The 16,908-nt window shown below is 58.2% G+C and carries 18 protein-coding genes; 13 read left to right on the top strand and 5 right to left on the bottom strand.

Features of this window, described 5'->3' with window-relative positions; genetic code table 11:
* Nucleotides 1–19 precede the first annotated feature (19 nt).
* From QOT07_RS02700 to QOT07_RS02710, 3 genes are all read left to right on the top strand, one after another.
* Complete coding sequence (locus QOT07_RS02700; RefSeq protein WP_283602539.1) at nucleotides 20–778, top strand: helix-turn-helix transcriptional regulator; 759 nt, start codon at nucleotides 20–22, stop codon at nucleotides 776–778.
* 101 nt (nucleotides 779–879) lie between these two features.
* Complete coding sequence (locus tag QOT07_RS02705) at nucleotides 880–2,181, top strand: NAD(P)/FAD-dependent oxidoreductase (RefSeq protein WP_099063192.1); 1,302 nt, start codon at nucleotides 880–882, stop codon at nucleotides 2,179–2,181.
* Nucleotides 2,182–2,202: 21 nt separating this feature from the next.
* Nucleotides 2,203–2,568 (top strand): cupin domain-containing protein, encoded by a 366-nt coding sequence (locus tag QOT07_RS02710; RefSeq protein WP_099063191.1) that lies wholly within the window; start codon nucleotides 2,203–2,205, stop codon nucleotides 2,566–2,568.
* A gap of 41 nt (nucleotides 2,569–2,609) precedes the next feature.
* Here the strand turns inward: QOT07_RS02710 and QOT07_RS02715 are convergent, their stop codons facing one another.
* From QOT07_RS02715 to QOT07_RS02730, 4 genes are all read right to left on the bottom strand, one after another.
* Nucleotides 2,610–3,416 carry an alpha/beta hydrolase gene (locus QOT07_RS02715; protein ID WP_261424911.1) on the bottom strand — a complete coding sequence of 269 codons (807 nt, stop codon included), beginning with the start codon at nucleotides 3,414–3,416 and terminating at the stop codon, nucleotides 2,610–2,612.
* A 97-nt stretch (nucleotides 3,417–3,513) separates the two neighbouring features.
* Nucleotides 3,514–4,626, bottom strand: coding sequence for a class II histone deacetylase (locus QOT07_RS02720; RefSeq protein ID WP_283602540.1), 1,113 nt, complete (start codon nucleotides 4,624–4,626; stop codon nucleotides 3,514–3,516).
* Nucleotides 4,627–4,639: 13 nt separating this feature from the next.
* On the bottom strand, nucleotides 4,640–5,812 hold the full coding sequence (locus QOT07_RS02725) for an MFS transporter (protein ID WP_283602541.1): 1,173 nt from the start codon (nucleotides 5,810–5,812) through the stop codon (nucleotides 4,640–4,642).
* Nucleotides 5,813–5,952: 140 nt separating this feature from the next.
* A complete protein-coding gene (locus tag QOT07_RS02730; RefSeq protein ID WP_112349064.1) occupies nucleotides 5,953–6,603 on the bottom strand; it encodes a helix-turn-helix transcriptional regulator in 651 nt (216 codons plus the stop codon).
* A gap of 700 nt (nucleotides 6,604–7,303) precedes the next feature.
* On the opposite strand from QOT07_RS02730, the gene QOT07_RS02735 reads away from it, so the two are divergent.
* Genes QOT07_RS02735 through QOT07_RS02755 form a run of 5 tightly spaced genes read left to right on the top strand, consistent with a single transcriptional unit; the run spans nucleotide 7,304 to nucleotide 11,738 of the window.
* Entirely contained in the window at nucleotides 7,304–8,797 is a 1,494-nt protein-coding gene (locus tag QOT07_RS02735; protein WP_283602542.1) for an APC family permease, read from the top strand.
* Nucleotides 8,772–9,359, top strand: coding sequence for a DUF3156 family protein (locus QOT07_RS02740; protein ID WP_283602543.1), 588 nt, complete (start codon nucleotides 8,772–8,774; stop codon nucleotides 9,357–9,359). The genes QOT07_RS02735 and QOT07_RS02740 overlap by 26 nt, the downstream gene beginning before the upstream one ends.
* Nucleotides 9,352–10,134, top strand: a complete 783-nt coding sequence (locus QOT07_RS02745; RefSeq protein ID WP_207977946.1) for an SDR family NAD(P)-dependent oxidoreductase — start codon at nucleotides 9,352–9,354, stop codon at nucleotides 10,132–10,134. Before QOT07_RS02740 ends, QOT07_RS02745 begins: the two co-directional genes overlap by 8 nt.
* A 10-nt stretch (nucleotides 10,135–10,144) precedes the next feature.
* Nucleotides 10,145–10,942, top strand: a complete 798-nt coding sequence (locus tag QOT07_RS02750; protein ID WP_283602544.1) for a molybdenum cofactor biosynthesis F family protein — start codon at nucleotides 10,145–10,147, stop codon at nucleotides 10,940–10,942.
* Nucleotides 10,943–10,946: 4 nt separating this feature from the next.
* Nucleotides 10,947–11,738, top strand: coding sequence for an SDR family oxidoreductase (locus QOT07_RS02755; RefSeq protein ID WP_261427637.1), 792 nt, complete (start codon nucleotides 10,947–10,949; stop codon nucleotides 11,736–11,738).
* Between the two features lie 122 nt (nucleotides 11,739–11,860).
* Here QOT07_RS02755 and hpaR read toward each other — a convergent pair whose 3' ends face one another.
* Nucleotides 11,861–12,313 (bottom strand): homoprotocatechuate degradation operon regulator HpaR, encoded by a 453-nt coding sequence (gene hpaR / locus QOT07_RS02760; RefSeq protein ID WP_207977943.1) that lies wholly within the window; start codon nucleotides 12,311–12,313, stop codon nucleotides 11,861–11,863.
* A gap of 324 nt (nucleotides 12,314–12,637) precedes the next feature.
* On the opposite strand from hpaR, the gene QOT07_RS02765 reads away from it, so the two are divergent.
* The 5 genes from QOT07_RS02765 to QOT07_RS02785 all read left to right on the top strand — a co-directional run bounded on the left by QOT07_RS02765 (nucleotide 12,638) and on the right by QOT07_RS02785 (nucleotide 16,903).
* Entirely contained in the window at nucleotides 12,638–13,270 is a 633-nt protein-coding gene (locus QOT07_RS02765; protein WP_099063182.1) for a fumarylacetoacetate hydrolase family protein, read from the top strand.
* On the top strand, nucleotides 13,267–14,031 hold the full coding sequence (locus QOT07_RS02770; protein WP_099063181.1) for a fumarylacetoacetate hydrolase family protein: 765 nt from the start codon (nucleotides 13,267–13,269) through the stop codon (nucleotides 14,029–14,031). Before QOT07_RS02765 ends, QOT07_RS02770 begins: the two co-directional genes overlap by 4 nt.
* Complete coding sequence (hpaE, locus tag QOT07_RS02775) at nucleotides 14,028–15,482, top strand: 5-carboxymethyl-2-hydroxymuconate semialdehyde dehydrogenase (protein ID WP_283602545.1); 1,455 nt, start codon at nucleotides 14,028–14,030, stop codon at nucleotides 15,480–15,482. The genes QOT07_RS02770 and hpaE overlap by 4 nt, the downstream gene beginning before the upstream one ends.
* 167 nt (nucleotides 15,483–15,649) lie before the next feature.
* A complete protein-coding gene (hpaD, locus tag QOT07_RS02780; protein ID WP_099063179.1) occupies nucleotides 15,650–16,507 on the top strand; it encodes a 3,4-dihydroxyphenylacetate 2,3-dioxygenase in 858 nt (285 codons plus the stop codon).
* Nucleotides 16,508–16,516: 9 nt separating this feature from the next.
* The gene (locus QOT07_RS02785) at nucleotides 16,517–16,903 is read left to right on the top strand and encodes a 5-carboxymethyl-2-hydroxymuconate Delta-isomerase (RefSeq protein ID WP_129934160.1); all 387 of its coding nucleotides are present in this window, start codon (nucleotides 16,517–16,519) and stop codon (nucleotides 16,901–16,903) included.
* Nucleotides 16,904–16,908: the final 5 nt, after the last annotated feature.

Below are 16,908 nucleotides of genomic sequence, written 5' to 3' on the forward strand. Positions count from 1 at the left end.
TAATGATGGCGAGGCGGAGATGAATATTCAGGTCGAAAGATTATCAGCGGTGATCGACACAGTGGCGACCCCGCGTTTCTATCCCAGCCTGCTGGCCTGGCTGGAAGGTTACTTCGCCTTTGATAACGCCATTGTTTATGCCTTCGACCGTGGTCAGCCACCACGCTGCCTGATCAAAACCGAGAAAGAAAACAGTGACGCGGTAAATCAGCTCTACCAGCAGGGCGCTTATCTGCAGGATCCGTTTTATCAGGCGCTGAACGGCGGTGGGGGTAGCGAGGTCTTGACCCTGCGTCAACTGGCCCCCAGCGGCTTTTATCACACTGAGTATTATCGTAATTTTTATCGCATGACCGGCTGGCATGACGAAGCCGGTGTGCTGCTGCCGTTGACGCCGGAACGCGGGTTGGGGGTGTTTTTTGGCTCGGCGCGCCAGTCGGTGGGGGTGCGTTCCCCGCAGTTGGCTGACCTGAGTGACGCGCTGACGCTGCTGAAAAGCGTCGCTCGCCTGCATGGTGAAGTGAGGGTTGCGCCCGCCACGCCAGACCGGGTAACGGACAGTGCCGTACAGGCGCGTTATTTGCTGACCCCTCGTGAGCGCGAGATTGTGGATCTGATCCTCGATGGCTGCGGTTCGCAACAGATCGCCGACCGGCTGTTTATCAGCCTGGGTACGGTGAAAAACCACCGCAAAAATATCTACAGCAAGCTGGATATCGGCTCACAGGCCGAATTGTTCAGCCTGTTGTTGGCCACGCCGCTGCGTCGCAGCGCCTGAGTGTTAATTATTTGTTGCGAATGTCCCTAAGGGGACATGGTGGCCGTCGGGCCGCTTGCCGATAATCCGCTGACAGAGCCAGGGTCATCGGGAGTGCGGCAGTGAATAATAATATCGAATCCTTAACCTATTACGCGGCAACCAAAAAGTACGATCTGCGCTTCCCCACGCTGGAAGAGGATCTGGATGTTGACGTGGTGATCATCGGCGGCGGCTTCTCCGGCATCAATACCGCGCTGGAGCTGGCGGAGCAGGGCATCACCAATATCGCCATTCTGGAAGGTCGTCATTTGGGTTACGGTGGTACCGGGCGTAACGGCGGGCAGGTGATGGCCGGGATCGGTCACGATCTGGAAAAGATCAAACGCCACGTTGGCCCGGCCGGGCTGGAAACCATCTTTAAAATCAGCAATCTCGGCGCCGGGATTATTCGCGAGCGCATCAAAAAATACCAAATCGATGCCGATTTTTGCTTTGGCTATGGCTACCTGGGCAGCAACGCGCGGCAGGAGAAAACCCTGCGCAGCTGGCTGAAGGAGTTCAAGACGGTCTCGCCGGACGAAGAGATCGAACTCTATACCGGATCCGAGGTGAAGCAGGTGGTGGGATCGGACGCCTACACCTGTGCATTGAAACACATGGGCGGCGGCCACGTGCATTCGCTCAATCTGTTGCTGGGCGAGGCCCAGGCGCTGAGCGGCTACGGCGTGAAGATCTTCGAAAACAGCAGCGTACTCGACGTGGAGTATGGCCCGCGCATAAAGGTGCGTACTGCCATGGGGTCGGTACGTGCCAACAAAATGCTGTGGGCGTGCAACGGTTTTCTCAACGGCATGGAGCCGTTCATCTACAACAAAACCATCAATACCTACGCTTTCCAGCTGGCGACCGAACCGCTGTCTGACGAACTGATCCGCCAGATCAGCCCGATCCGCGGTGCCTACAGCGACATCCGCCCGGTGATCGACTATTACCGGGTGACCAACGAAAACCGCCTGCTGTTCGGCAGCGCCACTCGCTTGATCGAATACATTCCGGCAGATCTCAAAGCCTGGAACCGTCATCTGATGTTGAAGGTGTTTCCGTACCTGCATAACGTCAAGATCGACCTGGCCTGGGGCGGGCCGCTGTGCTGCAGCGCCAACCTGTTCCCACAGATCGGCACCTTGCCGCAGCACGATAACGTGTTCTACGTGCAGGGCTATTCCGGCTTTGGCGTAACCCCGAGCCATATCGTTTGCAAGGTGCTGGCGGAGGGCATGAGTGAAGGATCCGATCGTTATAGCCTGATGAGTTCGATCCCGCACGTCAATATCTTCGGCAAGGACAAACTGCGGCGGGTGATGACCACCGCCGGCAAGGTGTGGCACCAGACATCCGGCTACTGGAAAGGCCGCCGCTAATTCTTATCACAGGAGAGAAAAATGAAACCATTACTGCTTAAACAACCGCTGCCTGAACTGCTGGAGATTGGCAGCGTCAGTAATCTGGGCGCCAGAGTGATCGCCGGTGAGCCAACCGTCGGCGTGGCGGGCATTTTCGGTGAGCCGACCGACAACCTGAGCTGCGGCATTTTTAGCTGTACCCGTGGCACCTTTGTGATGGAGTATCCGTTTGCCGAACACGCCACGGTGTGGGAAGGCACGGCAACGCTGACCGATGAGAACACCGGTCAATCCGTACAGTATCAGGCCGGGGATTCGTGGTTTGTCGAGAAAGGCACGCCGGTGCGCTGGGAGATCACTTCCGATCGCTTTGTGAAACACTATCTGGCGATTGTCGAAGGTTGATCTCGGCGCCAGCCCCTCTCCAGCGGGAGAGGGGCAATCCGCTATCCCAGCACCCGCTTAATAAAATCGCCGATCCGCCGCAATATCTGATCCTTGTTGGTTTCGTTAAAACTTTCATGCCGTCCGCCGGGGTTAATCATGACCTCAAAATCACTGCCCTTCAGCAGGTTAATGGTGGTTTGCGATTGCGCCATCAGCACCAGCCGGTCGTCGTCACCGTGTATCCACAGCGTGGGCAGTGCGCCGAAGCCCGGCCCGTCGTTGATTTTGGCCAGCATCTGCTGCATGGCGTGCAACGTCGGGCGTTTGAAGGGCCCATGCCACACCAGCGGATCGGCCTGATAAGCTACGCCGACTGCCGGATCGCGCGACAGGGTGGCGGTATCGAGCGGTTCATCAGGGATCTTCGGCAGGCCAAGCAGATCGGAGATCTGGGTTCTTTCGCCGATCAACGGGCCGGAGAGCACCAGCGCGCGCACGTCATCACCATAACGCTGAACGTAGCGGGTGGCGATCATACCGCCCATCGAATGGCCGATGACCACCAGCGGGATGCCAGGGTGCAATACCTTAAAATGCTCAACTACGCAGTGAACGTCGTCGACAACGGCATCATAATCCTCAATCAATACGCGTTCACCCTGTGACAGCCCATGGCCGAGATGGTCAGGGCCGAACACCCGTGCGCCCTGTGCTTCTAACATTCGCGCCACATACTGATAGCGACCGAGATGCTCGCCATAACCGTGCACCAGCAGCGCCAGAAAGCGTGGCCGCTCATGACCCCAATCGTGGACCGCGATATCGCCCTGACTGCCTTTGATAAAGCTAATTTTCTGTTCAGACATATTATTTTTCTCATCGGTAGGGATTACGGAGGTCTTATTCAGCGTAGTGGTAAAGCGGGGAATGGTCAGGGGCGCTGAGTGCTGCGCCCCGGAGTGATTAGCGAATGAACTGCTGCGCCAGCCTATCGATGGCCTGGCGTTGGAACTGGTTGAAGGCTTCGCGCGGTTGCTGCTGCTGGATGAATTCCAGCAGCGGATCCTGGACTTCGGTGCGGATGCCACTGAGTTGTTCCATCACCGCCAGGCCGCAGAACGGCACGTAGGATTCGGCATAACCGCCCTCATGCACCATCACCAATTTTCCTCCACACAGACGGTCGGCCGCGTCCTGCACCAAAGCCGTCATGTTGCGGAAACTGTCGCTGTGCAACTGCATGCGTGCCAGCGGATCCAGCGCGTTGGCGTCGTAGCCGCAGGCGACAATGATCAACTCCGGCTGGAATTGCTCCAGTGCCGGAACGACGATTTGCTGCATGGCATACAGATAGCCGTCGTCACCGGCCCCGGCCAGCAGCGGAATATTGATGTTATAGCCTTCGCCCGCCCCGGCCCCGCAGTCTTGTTCACCGGAGTACCCGGCGGGGAAGCAGCCGTCCTGATGCAGCGACAGCGTCAACACGTCGTCACGCTGCCAGTAGATATGCTGGGTACCATTGCCGTGATGCACGTCCCAGTCGAGTACCGCCACCTTGCCCAAACCGTATTTTTGTTTAGCGCGCTCGATGGCGATCGGGATATTGGCCAGAAAACAAAAGCCCATCGACTGGTCCGGCAGGCAGTGGTGTCCCGGTGGGCGTGACAGCGCATAGGCGTTATCCAGCTCACCCAGCAGCACGGCCTCGACCGCCGCACAGGCCAACCCGGCGGACAGTTTGGCAATCTCATAGCTGCCCGGTCCCAGCGGGGCTTCTTCCCCCAGCATGCCGCCGCCGTTGTCGCTTAGCTGTTTGAAACGTTGTAAATAATCGGCCGGGTGAATGCGCCGCAGGTCTTCGTCCGTCGCCAGTTCGGCGCTCAGCAGTGTGAGCTGACGTGACAGGCCGGACACATCCATCAGGTTCTTCATCCGCCGTTTGGTTTCCGGCGACTCGGCATGGCCGGCCCCCGAAGGCGGTTGCACCCAGCCGCCAACCGGCAGCGTGGTGGCGTGCAGGCCGGTGCTGTGCCAGAAACAGCGTTCATCAAACAAGAAACCGGTTTTTCTTTTCACCTTTTTACTCCTGTTAAACGGCGCGGCGAGCGCGCGGTGAAGCCAACAAAATCAACAGTAACGACAGCAGTGAGCAACCCAACGCGCCAACCAGCAGCGCGTCAAAGCCGCCTGAAGATTCAATCAGGTAACCGGCCAGCGTTGGGCCAATCGCCATACCGCCGCCAATCACCAGATTGATGTTGTTCATCAGCTTGCCGTTGTTATCCAGCCCGGCGACGCGGGCCAAAATAAACGGCAGCACAAAGGTCCAGGTAAATTTGAACAACACCGCCGCTATCGCGAAGCGCAGCAGCAGGGGCTCGCGGATCAGCAGCGCGATACCGGCGAGCAGCAAACCGTAACCCAGCCAAATCAGCCGGTTGCCGCCACGACCGGCGCTGATCAAAGCGGCAGCGCCGGCACCGACGATGCCAAACAGCGTGGCGGTGGCCAGTACCTGACCGCTGTGTACCGGCGAGAGACCGGCCGCGGCGGCGATGCTGCCGATAAAGGTCCAGACTGCGCTCAGGCTGATGTAAAAGGTCAGTACCGCCAATACGGCGATGATTTTGCGCAGCCGGGGGGCGGTGGCGGAATGAGCGGCGGATTGCACCGGGTGAAACCCGCTGGGGAAGGCGCCGATCAGCGGCAGGCAGCACAGCATGATAGCCGCCAGGATCAGATAGACCGCCATCAACCCAAAATGGGCGAACAGCGGCGGCAGCACCAGCAGCCCGACCGCGCCCAACACCAGTTGGCCGAGAACCCACAGGGCGTAAACCCGGCTGGGGTTGGCGGTGCCCGCCGCGCAGGTGATACACAGGATCATCAAGGTGCCGCCCGCCAGCGAGGCGATAAAACGCAGCCCCAGCAGCAGGCTGAAATCGCTGACCCACGCCGAGGCCAGGTTACCGGCGATAAACACCGCCGCTGCCAGTGCTGCCACCCGGCGCCAGTTAACGCGGCTAATCCACCACCAGGCGGGCAGCGTGGCCAGGCTCATTGCCCCCAGCTCGGTAGAAAACAGATGGCCGATTTGCGCCGGAGTCAGCAGCCATTGGCTGGCCAACTGCGCGGCTATGGCCGGTGCGGTCATCAGGATGCCCGGCGCAATGGCGGCAAAGAGAATAATGGCGGTCAACAGCCGTGGCGGGCAGGGAAGCGCCGTCCCGACGGTGGGCACAGAAACAGAATCACTGGACATAATAATGATCTCCACGGGGTAAGCCTGAGTCAGATATACCCGCGATGCCATGTTTTAGGCAGGCGGAAACCGCGCCATTGATGACGAATAATTAACGCGTTTAATTTATCGGTCATAAGCCATTGCTATGGCTTAATTTATCATCCGTGTGCAATAAAGCTGTTGGCGACCAATTCGGTGCGATTTACGACTTCGGTTTTGGCAAATATATTGCGCATGTGGGTTTTCACCGTCGAAAGGGAAATACCCAACTTCAGCGCGATGCGTTTATTACTGGCCCCTTCGCGCACCATATTGACGATCTCTTGCTCCTTGGCCGTCAGCAATTGGGCTTCACCACCAGGTAGCAGATCGCGGGTCGCCAGCTCGATCAGCGGCATCACCGCCCGCAGGCGACCGCGTTCCAATTCGGTAAACGGCGTATCGCGAATTAATGACACTCCGGCGACAATGCGTTTACGCTGGCGGATAAATATCTCCGTCATATCGCGCATGTGATTGGGCAGCATAAAGTCATGATAATAGTGGCGGTTATTGGCGATCGCCGCCGGGCTCATGCCGACCATATTAATGTCCTGCTGGTGGAAGTTGGCCGGTTTAAGCGGATCAATCTGCTGGAAATGATTCAAATACTGCTGATGGGTGTTATCGGAAATACCATGCAAAATATAATGGTCTGGCCGCAGATCCGGATTAACCAAATAAAATACCCCGGCGGACACCGGGATAAGATGAGCAATGGTGTTCAGACAGCTCGTGATAAAGGCATCGGATGGTGCGGTGGTGTGCATGATTCATTTCCTCCCCTTATCATTCTGTCTGGAGAACTATTGCGGTCAATATATGAACGATACAAGCATAGCGGTAGCAATTTTGCAACACAATTAAAACATATTAACAACGTGAGCCGGATTGCAATAAAATACATAAATAACAAGGCGGCGATCGGTTGTTGATGGCTCCAGCGGTCTTTTGGTGTCAATATTTCATTAATATATTAACGAATGTGGTATGTCCTTCCCGCTGAATTTACAGCGATTTCCTATTTAGAGTGACGTCCCCGCCACGAATCGCCCTTTTGTAACCCCGCAGGGCCGTCTTCGACAGCTCGTTCTTAAGAACGATAGACAAACACCGCAGCGCTTGATCCTCTCTGGAAATCCTTTCACCCCGGCTAAAACCATAACGGCTGACCGGACTAAAAAGGTAAGACGAAAAAGCTATGGCTCGGCCTTAGATTCCTTAAAAAGCCAGTTATTAGGGAGAGCGTGCCGAAGGGGTCGTAGCGGCGCAGCCGCCGGAGTGCCCCTCGGTGCGCTAGGCCCGGGTATCTAGGGCTAAATAGCAACTTTGCGATCAAATCTTCTCGTTCTTAAGGACGATAGTCAGCATTTTCTTTTCCTCTCTATAGTGATATTGCCGCCACTGGCGACGCCAAATCTGCAAATGCAACATCAGGGCAAAACGATAAAACTATAAGAGGAAATAACCATGAACCTGTCGTCGCGGCTTCACGCCCATCTTGAGCGGGGCAAGGTCGGATTCCCCACCACGCTGGCCAGCTCGGTCGGGATGATTATGGCCAGCCCGGTGATCCTCACCGTCACCAGCGGTTTTGGCATCGGCGGCGACACCTTCGCACTGGCGATGCTGATCGCTTTTATCATGATGCAGGCCCAGCTCACGACCTTCTCGGAAGCGGCGGCGATCCTGCCGACCTCCGGCTCGGTCTATGACTACATCGCCTGCGGCATGGGGCGTTTTTTTGCCATTACCGGCGCGCTGTCGGCCTACCTGATTGTGCATATCTTTGCCGGTACCGCCGAAACCATACTCTCCGGCATCATGGCGCTGGTGAATTTCGAGCACCTCAACACCCTGATGGAAACCCACAATGCTTCCTGGATGGTCGGGGTTGGGCTGGTGATCGTGTTCGGCATACTCAACGCTTTTGGCATTGAGGCGTTCGGTAAAGCGGAGATTGTGCTGACCTTCGCCATGTGGAGCACGTTGGTGATCTTCGGCATTGCCGGGTTGCTTTCACCGCATGCCGTGCCGCTGGAAGGCTGGTTCGGTAGCACTCTGAGCCTGAACGATCCGTTCGCGGTGTTCAGCCTGATCGGCATGGCGATGTTCATGTTCGTCGGCTGCGAACTGGTTACGCCGATGGCGCCGGAGATCAAACGTTCCGCCAGCGTCATCCCGCGAGCCATGTCACTGGGGCTGTGCGGCGTGGCGGTGTGCATGGCCTTATACGGCGCGGCGCTCAGCCACCAGGTGGAAAACGTGCTGGTGGATGCCGCCAACGGCGTTCATCTGCTGGACACGCCGATGGCCATTCCGGCCTTTGCCGGCCAGGTGATGGGCGAGTTCGGCAAATATTGGTTGGGCATCGGGTTGCTGTTGGCCGGGGCGGCGACCATCAACACGCTGATGGCCGCGGTGCCACGTATTCTTTATGGCATGGCGCTGGACGGCGCGCTGCCACGCATCTTCGCTTACCTGCACCCGCGTTTTAAAACTCCGGTGGTGGGGATTTTGGTGGCGGTATTGATCCCCTGTGTGCACGCGTTTGCCATCCAGGGCAATCTCGACCGCATCATTCCGCTGGTGCTGGCGGCGGTGTGCGCCTGGGGCGTTGCCTACCTGCTGGTGACCTGCTCGGTGGTGATCCTGCGTGTTCGCCGCCCGGATCTGCCGCGTGCTTACAAGTCGCCGTGGTTCCCGCTGCCGCAAATCGTCTCCAGCGTTGGCATCGTGCTGGCGATTATCTATATCACTCCGCCGGGCATGAACCCGCGCGCGGTGTATATCCCTTTCAGCATCATGATTGGCCTGACAGCAGCTTACGCGCTGTTCTGGACTCTGTGCGTGCAGAAGGTCAACCCGTTCAAACCGGTGCCGGTCGAGCAGGTGCTGGAAACCGCCTTTGCCAAAGCAGAAGGCGAGGAGGCGCAGTTTGATCGGCTTACTTCCCTCACTTAACCGTTTCTGGCAGCGCGCACCGGCGGGTTATCAGCCGGGCGTCACCCTCAGCCGCCTGGTGAACAACCTGCAACCCTACGCCTGCGAGCGTCTGGCGCCGTGCCTGCTGCGGCTGACGTTAGCGCAAGGGCCGGTGATCGACATCAGTGAACAGGTCAGTGCGTTGTTTATGGCACATATCGTCAGCCACCGCTTTCAACTGCAGGGGGACTGTACGCTGAAAGAGCCGCTGACGCTGCGCATCACCGCCGGGGGATGGCTGCGGCGCAATGGGGTGGTGTATCGCGCCGCCCGCAATGATGCTGCGGCGCAGCGGGTGATTGCTGCCTTTCAGCGCTATCCACAAGTTGGCCAAACGCTGGCACAGCTGGATTTCCGCCGCATTCAACTGACGCTGGTTGCCGGACACTGGCGACTGGAGATCGAACATTTTGCCGCTTCGGAAGTGGTCAGCCGTTTGCCTGCCGGTCGTCGCTATCTGCGGCTGGAGCCGGAGCAACGGCGATTGCTGCTCAGCAGCCTGCTGATGATCGGCCAATTGATGGAGAGAATCGATGAATAGAGTGGTAGTGATTACCGGCGGTGGCACCGGCGTGGGCGCCGCCTGTGCCCGGTTACTGGCGGCCCAGGGCGATCGGGTATTTATCATCGGTCGTCGTCCTGAACCGCTGACCGCACTGGCGGATGAGATCGGCGCGCAGGCGTTGGTCGGCGACGCCGCCAGTGGAGAAAGCTGGAACACCCAATTGTTGCCAGCCATTTTGCAACAGGCCGGGCGTATCGACTGCCTGATCGGTAGCGCCGGCGGTATGGGATTCAAACGCATTACCGACATGACCGACCAACAATGGCAGCAGGCGATGGACAGCAATCTCAACAGCGCATTTGCCAGTGCTCGCGCCTGTTTGCCGGAGCTGATGAAAACCGGCGGTAACCTGCTGTTTGTCGCTTCTATCGCCTCGTTGGCCGCCGGACCGGAAGTTTGCGGTTACGTCACTGCCAAGCATGCATTGATCGGGCTGATGCGTTCCATCGCTCGTGATTACGGTCCGCAGGGGGTGCGCGCCAACGCGGTGTGCCCTGGCTGGGTCACCACGCCGATGGCGGATGAAGAGATGCAGTTGCTGATGGACGCCCATCAGATTTCGCTGGCGCAGGCTTATCAGATGGTCTGCCGCGATGTGCCATTGCGCCGCCCGGCCAGCGCTGAAGAAATCGCCGGCATCTGCCGTTTTCTCTGTTCGGCAGAGGCATCGATCATTACCGGCGCGGCGCTGGTGGCCGACGGCGGTTCAACCATCGTCGACGTGCCGACATTGGCTTTCACTTCCCTTTAAGGAGCATCAAATGAGTTCAGAAGCGGTATTTATTCAGGTGGGCGCGCTGGCGGAAGGCTTTGCCCCGCACAGCAATACGCTGGAACAACAACACGGCCTTAGCGGCAGTACGCTGGCATTGCGCTTTGCCGACGGGGAAACGCTGAGCTGTCATTTCGTCGATCAGCAGACGCTGAGCTGGGGTGAGTACCGGGGCATTGCTTATCGTGCCACCAGCATTCGCCCCGGCATTCTGTTTATCGATTTTCTCGATCCTGCGCAGGACAACGCCAGTATTACGCTGGTGTGCGATCGTAATCAGGGCAATTTCACCGCAGTCTACGGCCAGTTGCCGGATGAGCAGCAGACACGACTGGATGCCTTCAGCCGGGTTGAGCAGGGGTTGCCGCTGACGGCGGTCAAGGCGGAGTTCCACTTTGGCACGCTGGATGATGCCACCGTTGCGCCGCCACAGTTCACCGATGAGTTAATCGGCATGCGCAATATGTATACCTACAGCCCGACCGAACGCTATGAGCACATTTACCTGAACGACAATTTCTATGCCTGGCAGTGCCTGGACGGGGTGGAGAAAGGGCTGGCGGATGTCGATCGCTGTCATTACGTGAAGGTGACCGAACAGCTCTACCTGTTCGTCTGGCGCGAGAAGATTGTGCCGACGCTGGGCGTGGTGATGATCGATCTGCAGGGCATGCGCACCGACGGCAAGATCCTCGGTTATCAGGGCAGTGACTTCAATGCGCTGAGCAATTTTGCCGTGGGTGCCCACGCCCAGGTGCTGAATACCACGCGTCATCCACGGGGATAGGCCGATGAAGACACCTTATGCGGCCGATGCCTTTAGCGGCCAGGTGGTGCTGGTGACTGGCGGCGCGCAGGGCATCGGGCTGGCGATTGTCAGCGCCTTTGCCCGGCTGGGGGCCACGGTGGTACTGGCGGATCTGCAACTGCAGAAGGCGCAGGATGAGGCGGAAATACTGCAACAACAAGGTTGGCGGGTGCAGGCAATGGCCTGTGATCTGGCCGATCCGGGGCAGATTGCCGAACGGGTGGCAGAGGTAGGCCAGCGGTATCAGCGGCTGGACGTGGTCGTCCACAACGCGGCCTACTTCCCGCTGACTCCCTTCGCCGAGATTGACGCGGTGCTGTTGCAACGCACGCTGAGCGTCAATCTGATGGCACCGTTTTTTCTGGCACAGGCGGCGTTGCCGTGGATGCAGCGTCAGGGCGGTGGCAGCATTCTGGTGACCTCGTCGGTCACCGGGCCGCGGGTGGCTTATCCGGGGCTGGCACACTATGCCGCCTCGAAAGCCGGGGTGAACGGTTTTATTCGCGCGGCGGCGCTGGAGTTGGCGGGGGCGGGGATACGGGTCAACGGCGTGGAGCCGGGGATGATCCGCACACCGGCGATGGCCAATCTGGGGGGCGCTGCGGTCAATCAGGCGATTGCCGCAGCGGTACCGCTCGGGCGGCTGGGAGAGCCGGAAGACATTGCGGCGGCGATGGTGTTTCTCGCCTCACCGGCGGCGGCCTATATCACCGGCCAAACGCTGGTGGTGGACGGCGGCGCGTTACTCCCCGAGGCTCATCCTCTTCTTTCTTGACGTTGCAGCGTTGTTGGCTGCATGCGCTCACCCCAGTCACTTACTTAAGTAAGCTCCTGGGGACTCACGCCCTGGCCGCCTGGCTGCAACGCCAATTAATTAGAGGATGATAATCGGAAGGATCATTTCTTTGCAGGATGGGCGGTCACGTTGGCGGGCAGTTTGTCGCCAAGCCGGATCAGTTCGTCCAGCAGCGTCATCAGTTGTTCCATCTTCTGCTGCGAAAACGCGGCTTCAATCTCACCGTAGCCCTGCTCCACCTGATGCCGCGCCACTTCATACAGCTCCTGGCCTTGCTGGGTCAGCGAAACGTACAGCTTGCGCTGATCGTTAACCGGCTTCAGGCGGAAGATCAGTTTATCGCGCTCCATGCGCGACAAAATGCCGGTCAGGCTGGGGCGCAGAATGCAGGTTTCCGCCGCCAATTCGTGGAACTCAATTGAACGGCTGTTGGCCAGTACGCGAATGATGCGCCATTGCTGTTCCGTCAGGTTATGACTTTTCAGAAACGGGCGGAAAAACCCCATGGCGGTTTCACGCGCCTGCAGCAGGGCAATGGTTAAAGATTCATGCATAGATTTGGCCTTAGCTATCAAGGTGTTCGTTATTCCGGTGCCGAACGCAGGGATGCAATGGACGGCCTGGATTTATTAATAACTTAATAGTAGCCAAGTTTACCCCGACGGATAAAGCGAAAATGTAGCTACGGGTGGAAAAATCGCCTGAAATTGATTAATGCGTTGAATAATCACGCTAATGTTCGCGACTTGTGAATATTTTGTTATCACGATCACAAATCAACCCACCCGCGTTGCGTAAAAGCTGAACAGCGTATAAAAGTAATCATTAACATATTAATGAATGCCGGTTGTCATGTTCTGTCATTGAAAGGAGTTTGCATGAAAGGCACTGTATTTTCCGTCGCGTTGAATCACCGCAGCCAGATGGATGCCTGGGATCAGGCGTTCCATCAGCCACCTTATAAAACCCCACCCAAGACCCCGGTGTGGTTTATCAAACCGCGTAATACCTACCTCGCCAACGGCGGGGCGATCCCGTTTCCTGCCGGGGAGCAAGTGCAGAGCGGCGCGACGCTGGCGGTGGTGATTGGTAATACCGCGCGCAAGGTGCCGGCCGAACGGGTGGCCGACTATCTGGCCGGTTATGCGCTGGCCAATGACATCAGCCTGCCGGAAAGCAGCTTTTACCGCCCGGCGATCAAAGCAAAATGCCGCGACGGCTTCTGCCCGCTGGGGGATCTCGGCCAGTTGGCGACCACAGGCAAACTGGAAATCATCACCGAAATCAACGGCGTGGAACAAGATCGCTGGTCAACGGCCGATCTGCTGCGTTCGGTGCCGGAACTGATTGCCGCCATCAGCGACTTTATTACCCTGCAGCCGGGCGACGCGGTGCTGATCGGCACGCCGCACCAGCGGGTGGAGATTAAACCCGGGGACGAAGTGACGGTGCGTGCCGCCGGTCTGCCGACCCTGACCAACCGCGTGACGCAGGCAGGAGAAGCATCATGAAACACGCCCGTATTCGCCATCATGGCCAAATTGTTAACGTCAACGTCGACGATCAACTGCGTGTCACTCTACCGGACGGCAGCGTTGTCGATGAGTTGGACGTCGAGTGGTTGCCACCGGCGCAAGGCACGGTGTTTGCCCTGGGCCTGAATTATGCCGACCACGCCAGCGAGCTGGAATTCAAGGCACCGGAAGAACCGTTGGTGTTCCTGAAGGCACCAAACACCCTGACCGGGCATCGCCAGGTGTCGGTACGTCCGGCCGACGTTGAGTATATGCACTACGAAGCCGAGCTGGTGGCGGTGATCGGCAAGACTGCGCGCAATGTCAGCCGCGAAAACGCCATGGACTATGTGGCGGGTTACACCCTGTGTAACGACTACGCCATCCGCGACTATCTGGAAAATTACTATCGCCCGAATCTGCGGGTGAAAAGCCGCGACACCCTGACGCCAATCGGCCCGTACATTGTCGATCGCGATGATATTGCCGACCCGCACCGTTTGGCACTCAGCACTTACGTCAACGGTGAACTGCGTCAGCGCGGCAGCACCGGCGACATGATTTTTGATATCCCCTATTTGATCAGCTACCTGAGCGAATTTATGACGCTGCAGCCGGGCGACATGATCGCCACCGGCACCCCGAAAGGCTTGGCCGACGTGCAGCCGGGTGACGAAGTGGTGGTGGAGATCGAGGGCATCGGCCGTCTGGTTAACCACATCATCAGTGAAAAAGATTACGAGGAAAGCCTGCGATGAAAACCATCAACCATTGGATTAACGGTAAAAACGTAGCCAGCAAAGAGTACTTCACCACCACCAACCCGGCCAACGGCGAGGTGCTGGCGGAAGTGGCGTCCGGCGGACAGCTGGAGATCGACCAGGCGGTGGCCGCCGCCAAGGCCGCCTTCCCGAAATGGGCCAATACGCCAATGAAAGAGCGTGCGCGCCTGATGCGTCGCCTGGGTGAACTGATCGACGAGAACGTACCGCAGATCGCCGAGATGGAAACGGCCGACACCGGTCTGCCGATCCACCAAACCAAAAACGTGCTGATCCCACGCGCCTCGCACAACTTTGAGTTCTTCGCCGAGATCTGCCAGCAGATGAACGGCCGCACCTACCCGGTGGACGACAAGATGCTCAACTACACGCTGATCCAGCCGGTCGGGGTCTGTGCGCTGGTGTCGCCGTGGAACGTGCCTTTCATGACCGCCACCTGGAAAACCGCGCCCTGCCTGGCATTGGGCAACACCGCGGTGCTGAAAATGTCCGAGCTGTCACCGCTGACCGCCGCTCGTCTGGGCGAACTGGCGCTGGAAGCCGGTATTCCGGCCGGGGTGCTCAACGTGGTGCAGGGTTACGGCTCTACCGCCGGGGATGCGCTGGTGCGCCATAAAGACGTGCGCGCCGTGTCCTTTACCGGCGGCACCGCCACCGGTCGCCGGATTATTGAAAGCGCCGGGCTGAAGAAGTTTTCCATGGAGCTGGGCGGTAAATCGCCGGTGCTGATTTTTGAGGATGCCGACATTGAACGTGCGCTGGACGCCGCGCTGTTCACCATTTTCTCGATCAACGGTGAACGCTGCACCGCCGGTTCTCGCATCTTTATTCAGGAGAGCATTTACCCGGAATTCGTCAAACGCTTCGCCGAGCGCGCCAACCGCCTGCGAGTGGGAGATCCGCAAGATCCCAACACCCAGGTCGGCGCGTTGATCAGCCCGCAGCACTGGGAAAAAGTTTCCGGCTATATCCGCCTTGGCATCGAAGAAGGGGCAACTCTGCTGGCCGGCGGCCCGGATAAACCGGCCGGTCTGAGCCACGGCAACTTCCTGCGCCCAACGGTGCTGGCGGATGTCGACAACCGGATGCGTATCGCGCAGGAGGAGATTTTCGGGCCGGTGGCCTGCCTGCTGCCGTTCAAATCAGAAGAAGACGGCCTGCGCATGGCCAACGACGTGGAATACGGCCTGGCGTCGTATATCTGGACGCAGGATGTGAGCAAGGTGCTGCGTCTGGCCCGCAATATTGAAGCGGGCATGGTTTTCGTTAACACCCAAAACGTACGCGATCTGCGCCAGCCGTTTGGTGGCGTGAAATCTTCCGGTACCGGCCGCGAAGGCGGGGAATACAGCTTCGAAGTGTTTGCCGAGATGAAGAACGTGTGTATTTCCATGGGTGATCACCCGATCCCACGCTGGGGCGTCTAAATCAGCTCCATGTTTTAAAACTAAAACAGGCTATACCCAACAGCTTTCGGATTGGGGCTAGGCGGCAAGTACGGACATCCCCAGGAGCTTACTTAGGTAAGTGACTGGGGTGACCGTAGGCAGCCAACAACGCAGCAATTCGAAAGATGAAGGGGATAGGAGGTTGTATGGGTAAGTTAGCTTTGGCCGCCAAAATTACGCATGTTCCATCGATGTATCTGTCGGAAATGCCAGGAAAAAACCACGGTTGCCGTCAGTCGGCGATCGACGGTCATAAAGAGATCAGCGCGCGCTGCCGCGAAATGGGCGTCGACACCATTATCGTATTCGACACCCACTGGCTGGTGAACAGTGCCTATCACATCAACTGCAGCCCGCATTTCGAAGGGCTGTATACCAGTAACGAACTGCCGCACTTCATCCGCGACATGACCTACGAATACGAAGGCAACCCGGCGCTGGGGCAGTTGATCGCCGCGGAAGCCTGCAAACTCGGGGTGCGTGCCAAGGCGCATGAGATCCCAAGTCTGAAGCTGGAATACGGCACGCTGGTGCCGATGCGCTACATGAACAGCGACAAACATTTCAAGGTGATTTCGATTTCGGCGTTTTGCACCGTACATGACTTTGCCGACAGCCGTCGGCTGGGGGAAGCGATCAAAACCGCGATTGAGAAATACGACGGCACGGTGGCGGTATTGGCCAGCGGTTCGCTTTCACATCGCTTTATCGACGACCAGCGTGCCGAAGAAGGCATGAACAGCTATACCCGCCAGTTTGACCAGCAGATGGACGAACGGGTGGTCAAGCTGTGGGAGGAAGGGCGCTTCCGCGAGTTTTGCGAAATGCTGCCGGAGTACGCCGACTACTGTTACGGCGAAGGCAACATGCATGACACCGTGATGCTGCTCGGCCTGCTGGGGTGGGACAAATATGACGGCAAGGTGGAGTTCATTACCCCGCTGTTCGCCAGTTCCGGCACCGGGCAGGTTAACGCCGTGTTCCCGCTGCCGGCCGAAGCCTGAGGAGCCGCCATGCCCCATTTTTACGCTGAATGTACCGACAACATCCGCCGTGAGGCGGATTTACCCGCGCTGTTCGCCAAGGTCAATCAGGCGCTGGCGGACACCGGGATTTTCCCACTGGCCGGGGTGCGCAGCCGTGCCATCTGGCTGGACACCTGGCAGATGGCCGACGGCCGGCGGGATTATGCTTTTGTGCATATGACGCTGAAGATCGGCCACGGCCGCAGCCTGGAAAGCCGTGAACAGGTGGGGGCGATGCTGTTCACGCTGATCACCGAGCACTTCGCCGAGCTGATGGCCAACCGCTTTCTGGCGCTGTCGTTCGCCATGGAAGAGCTGGATCCGGTGCTGAACTACAAGCAAAACAATGTCCACGCGCTATTCCGTAAAGAGTAAGGGGC

It is taken from the genome of Serratia proteamaculans, assembly GCF_949794035.1.
GTDB lineage: Bacteria > Pseudomonadota > Gammaproteobacteria > Enterobacterales > Enterobacteriaceae > Serratia > Serratia proteamaculans.

Coding starts and splice junctions, on each gene's coding strand:
- QOT07_RS02725 (WP_283602541.1), bottom strand. CDS start 5,812: ATGTCCAGTGATTCTGTTTCTGTGCCCACCGTCGGGACGGCGCTTCCC.
- QOT07_RS02745 (WP_207977946.1), top strand. CDS start 9,352: ATGAATAGAGTGGTAGTGATTACCGGCGGTGGCACCGGCGTGGGCGCC.
- QOT07_RS02730 (WP_112349064.1), bottom strand. CDS start 6,603: ATGCACACCACCGCACCATCCGATGCCTTTATCACGAGCTGTCTGAAC.
- hpaE (WP_283602545.1), top strand. CDS start 14,028: ATGAAAACCATCAACCATTGGATTAACGGTAAAAACGTAGCCAGCAAA.
- QOT07_RS02700 (WP_283602539.1), top strand. CDS start 20: ATGAATATTCAGGTCGAAAGATTATCAGCGGTGATCGACACAGTGGCG.
- QOT07_RS02710 (WP_099063191.1), top strand. CDS start 2,203: ATGAAACCATTACTGCTTAAACAACCGCTGCCTGAACTGCTGGAGATT.
- hpaR (WP_207977943.1), bottom strand. CDS start 12,313: ATGCATGAATCTTTAACCATTGCCCTGCTGCAGGCGCGTGAAACCGCC.
- QOT07_RS02735 (WP_283602542.1), top strand. CDS start 7,304: ATGAACCTGTCGTCGCGGCTTCACGCCCATCTTGAGCGGGGCAAGGTC.
- QOT07_RS02765 (WP_099063182.1), top strand. CDS start 12,638: ATGAAAGGCACTGTATTTTCCGTCGCGTTGAATCACCGCAGCCAGATG.
- QOT07_RS02785 (WP_129934160.1), top strand. CDS start 16,517: ATGCCCCATTTTTACGCTGAATGTACCGACAACATCCGCCGTGAGGCG.
- QOT07_RS02715 (WP_261424911.1), bottom strand. CDS start 3,416: ATGTCTGAACAGAAAATTAGCTTTATCAAAGGCAGTCAGGGCGATATC.
- QOT07_RS02770 (WP_099063181.1), top strand. CDS start 13,267: ATGAAACACGCCCGTATTCGCCATCATGGCCAAATTGTTAACGTCAAC.
- QOT07_RS02750 (WP_283602544.1), top strand. CDS start 10,145: ATGAGTTCAGAAGCGGTATTTATTCAGGTGGGCGCGCTGGCGGAAGGC.
- QOT07_RS02755 (WP_261427637.1), top strand. CDS start 10,947: ATGAAGACACCTTATGCGGCCGATGCCTTTAGCGGCCAGGTGGTGCTG.
- hpaD (WP_099063179.1), top strand. CDS start 15,650: ATGGGTAAGTTAGCTTTGGCCGCCAAAATTACGCATGTTCCATCGATG.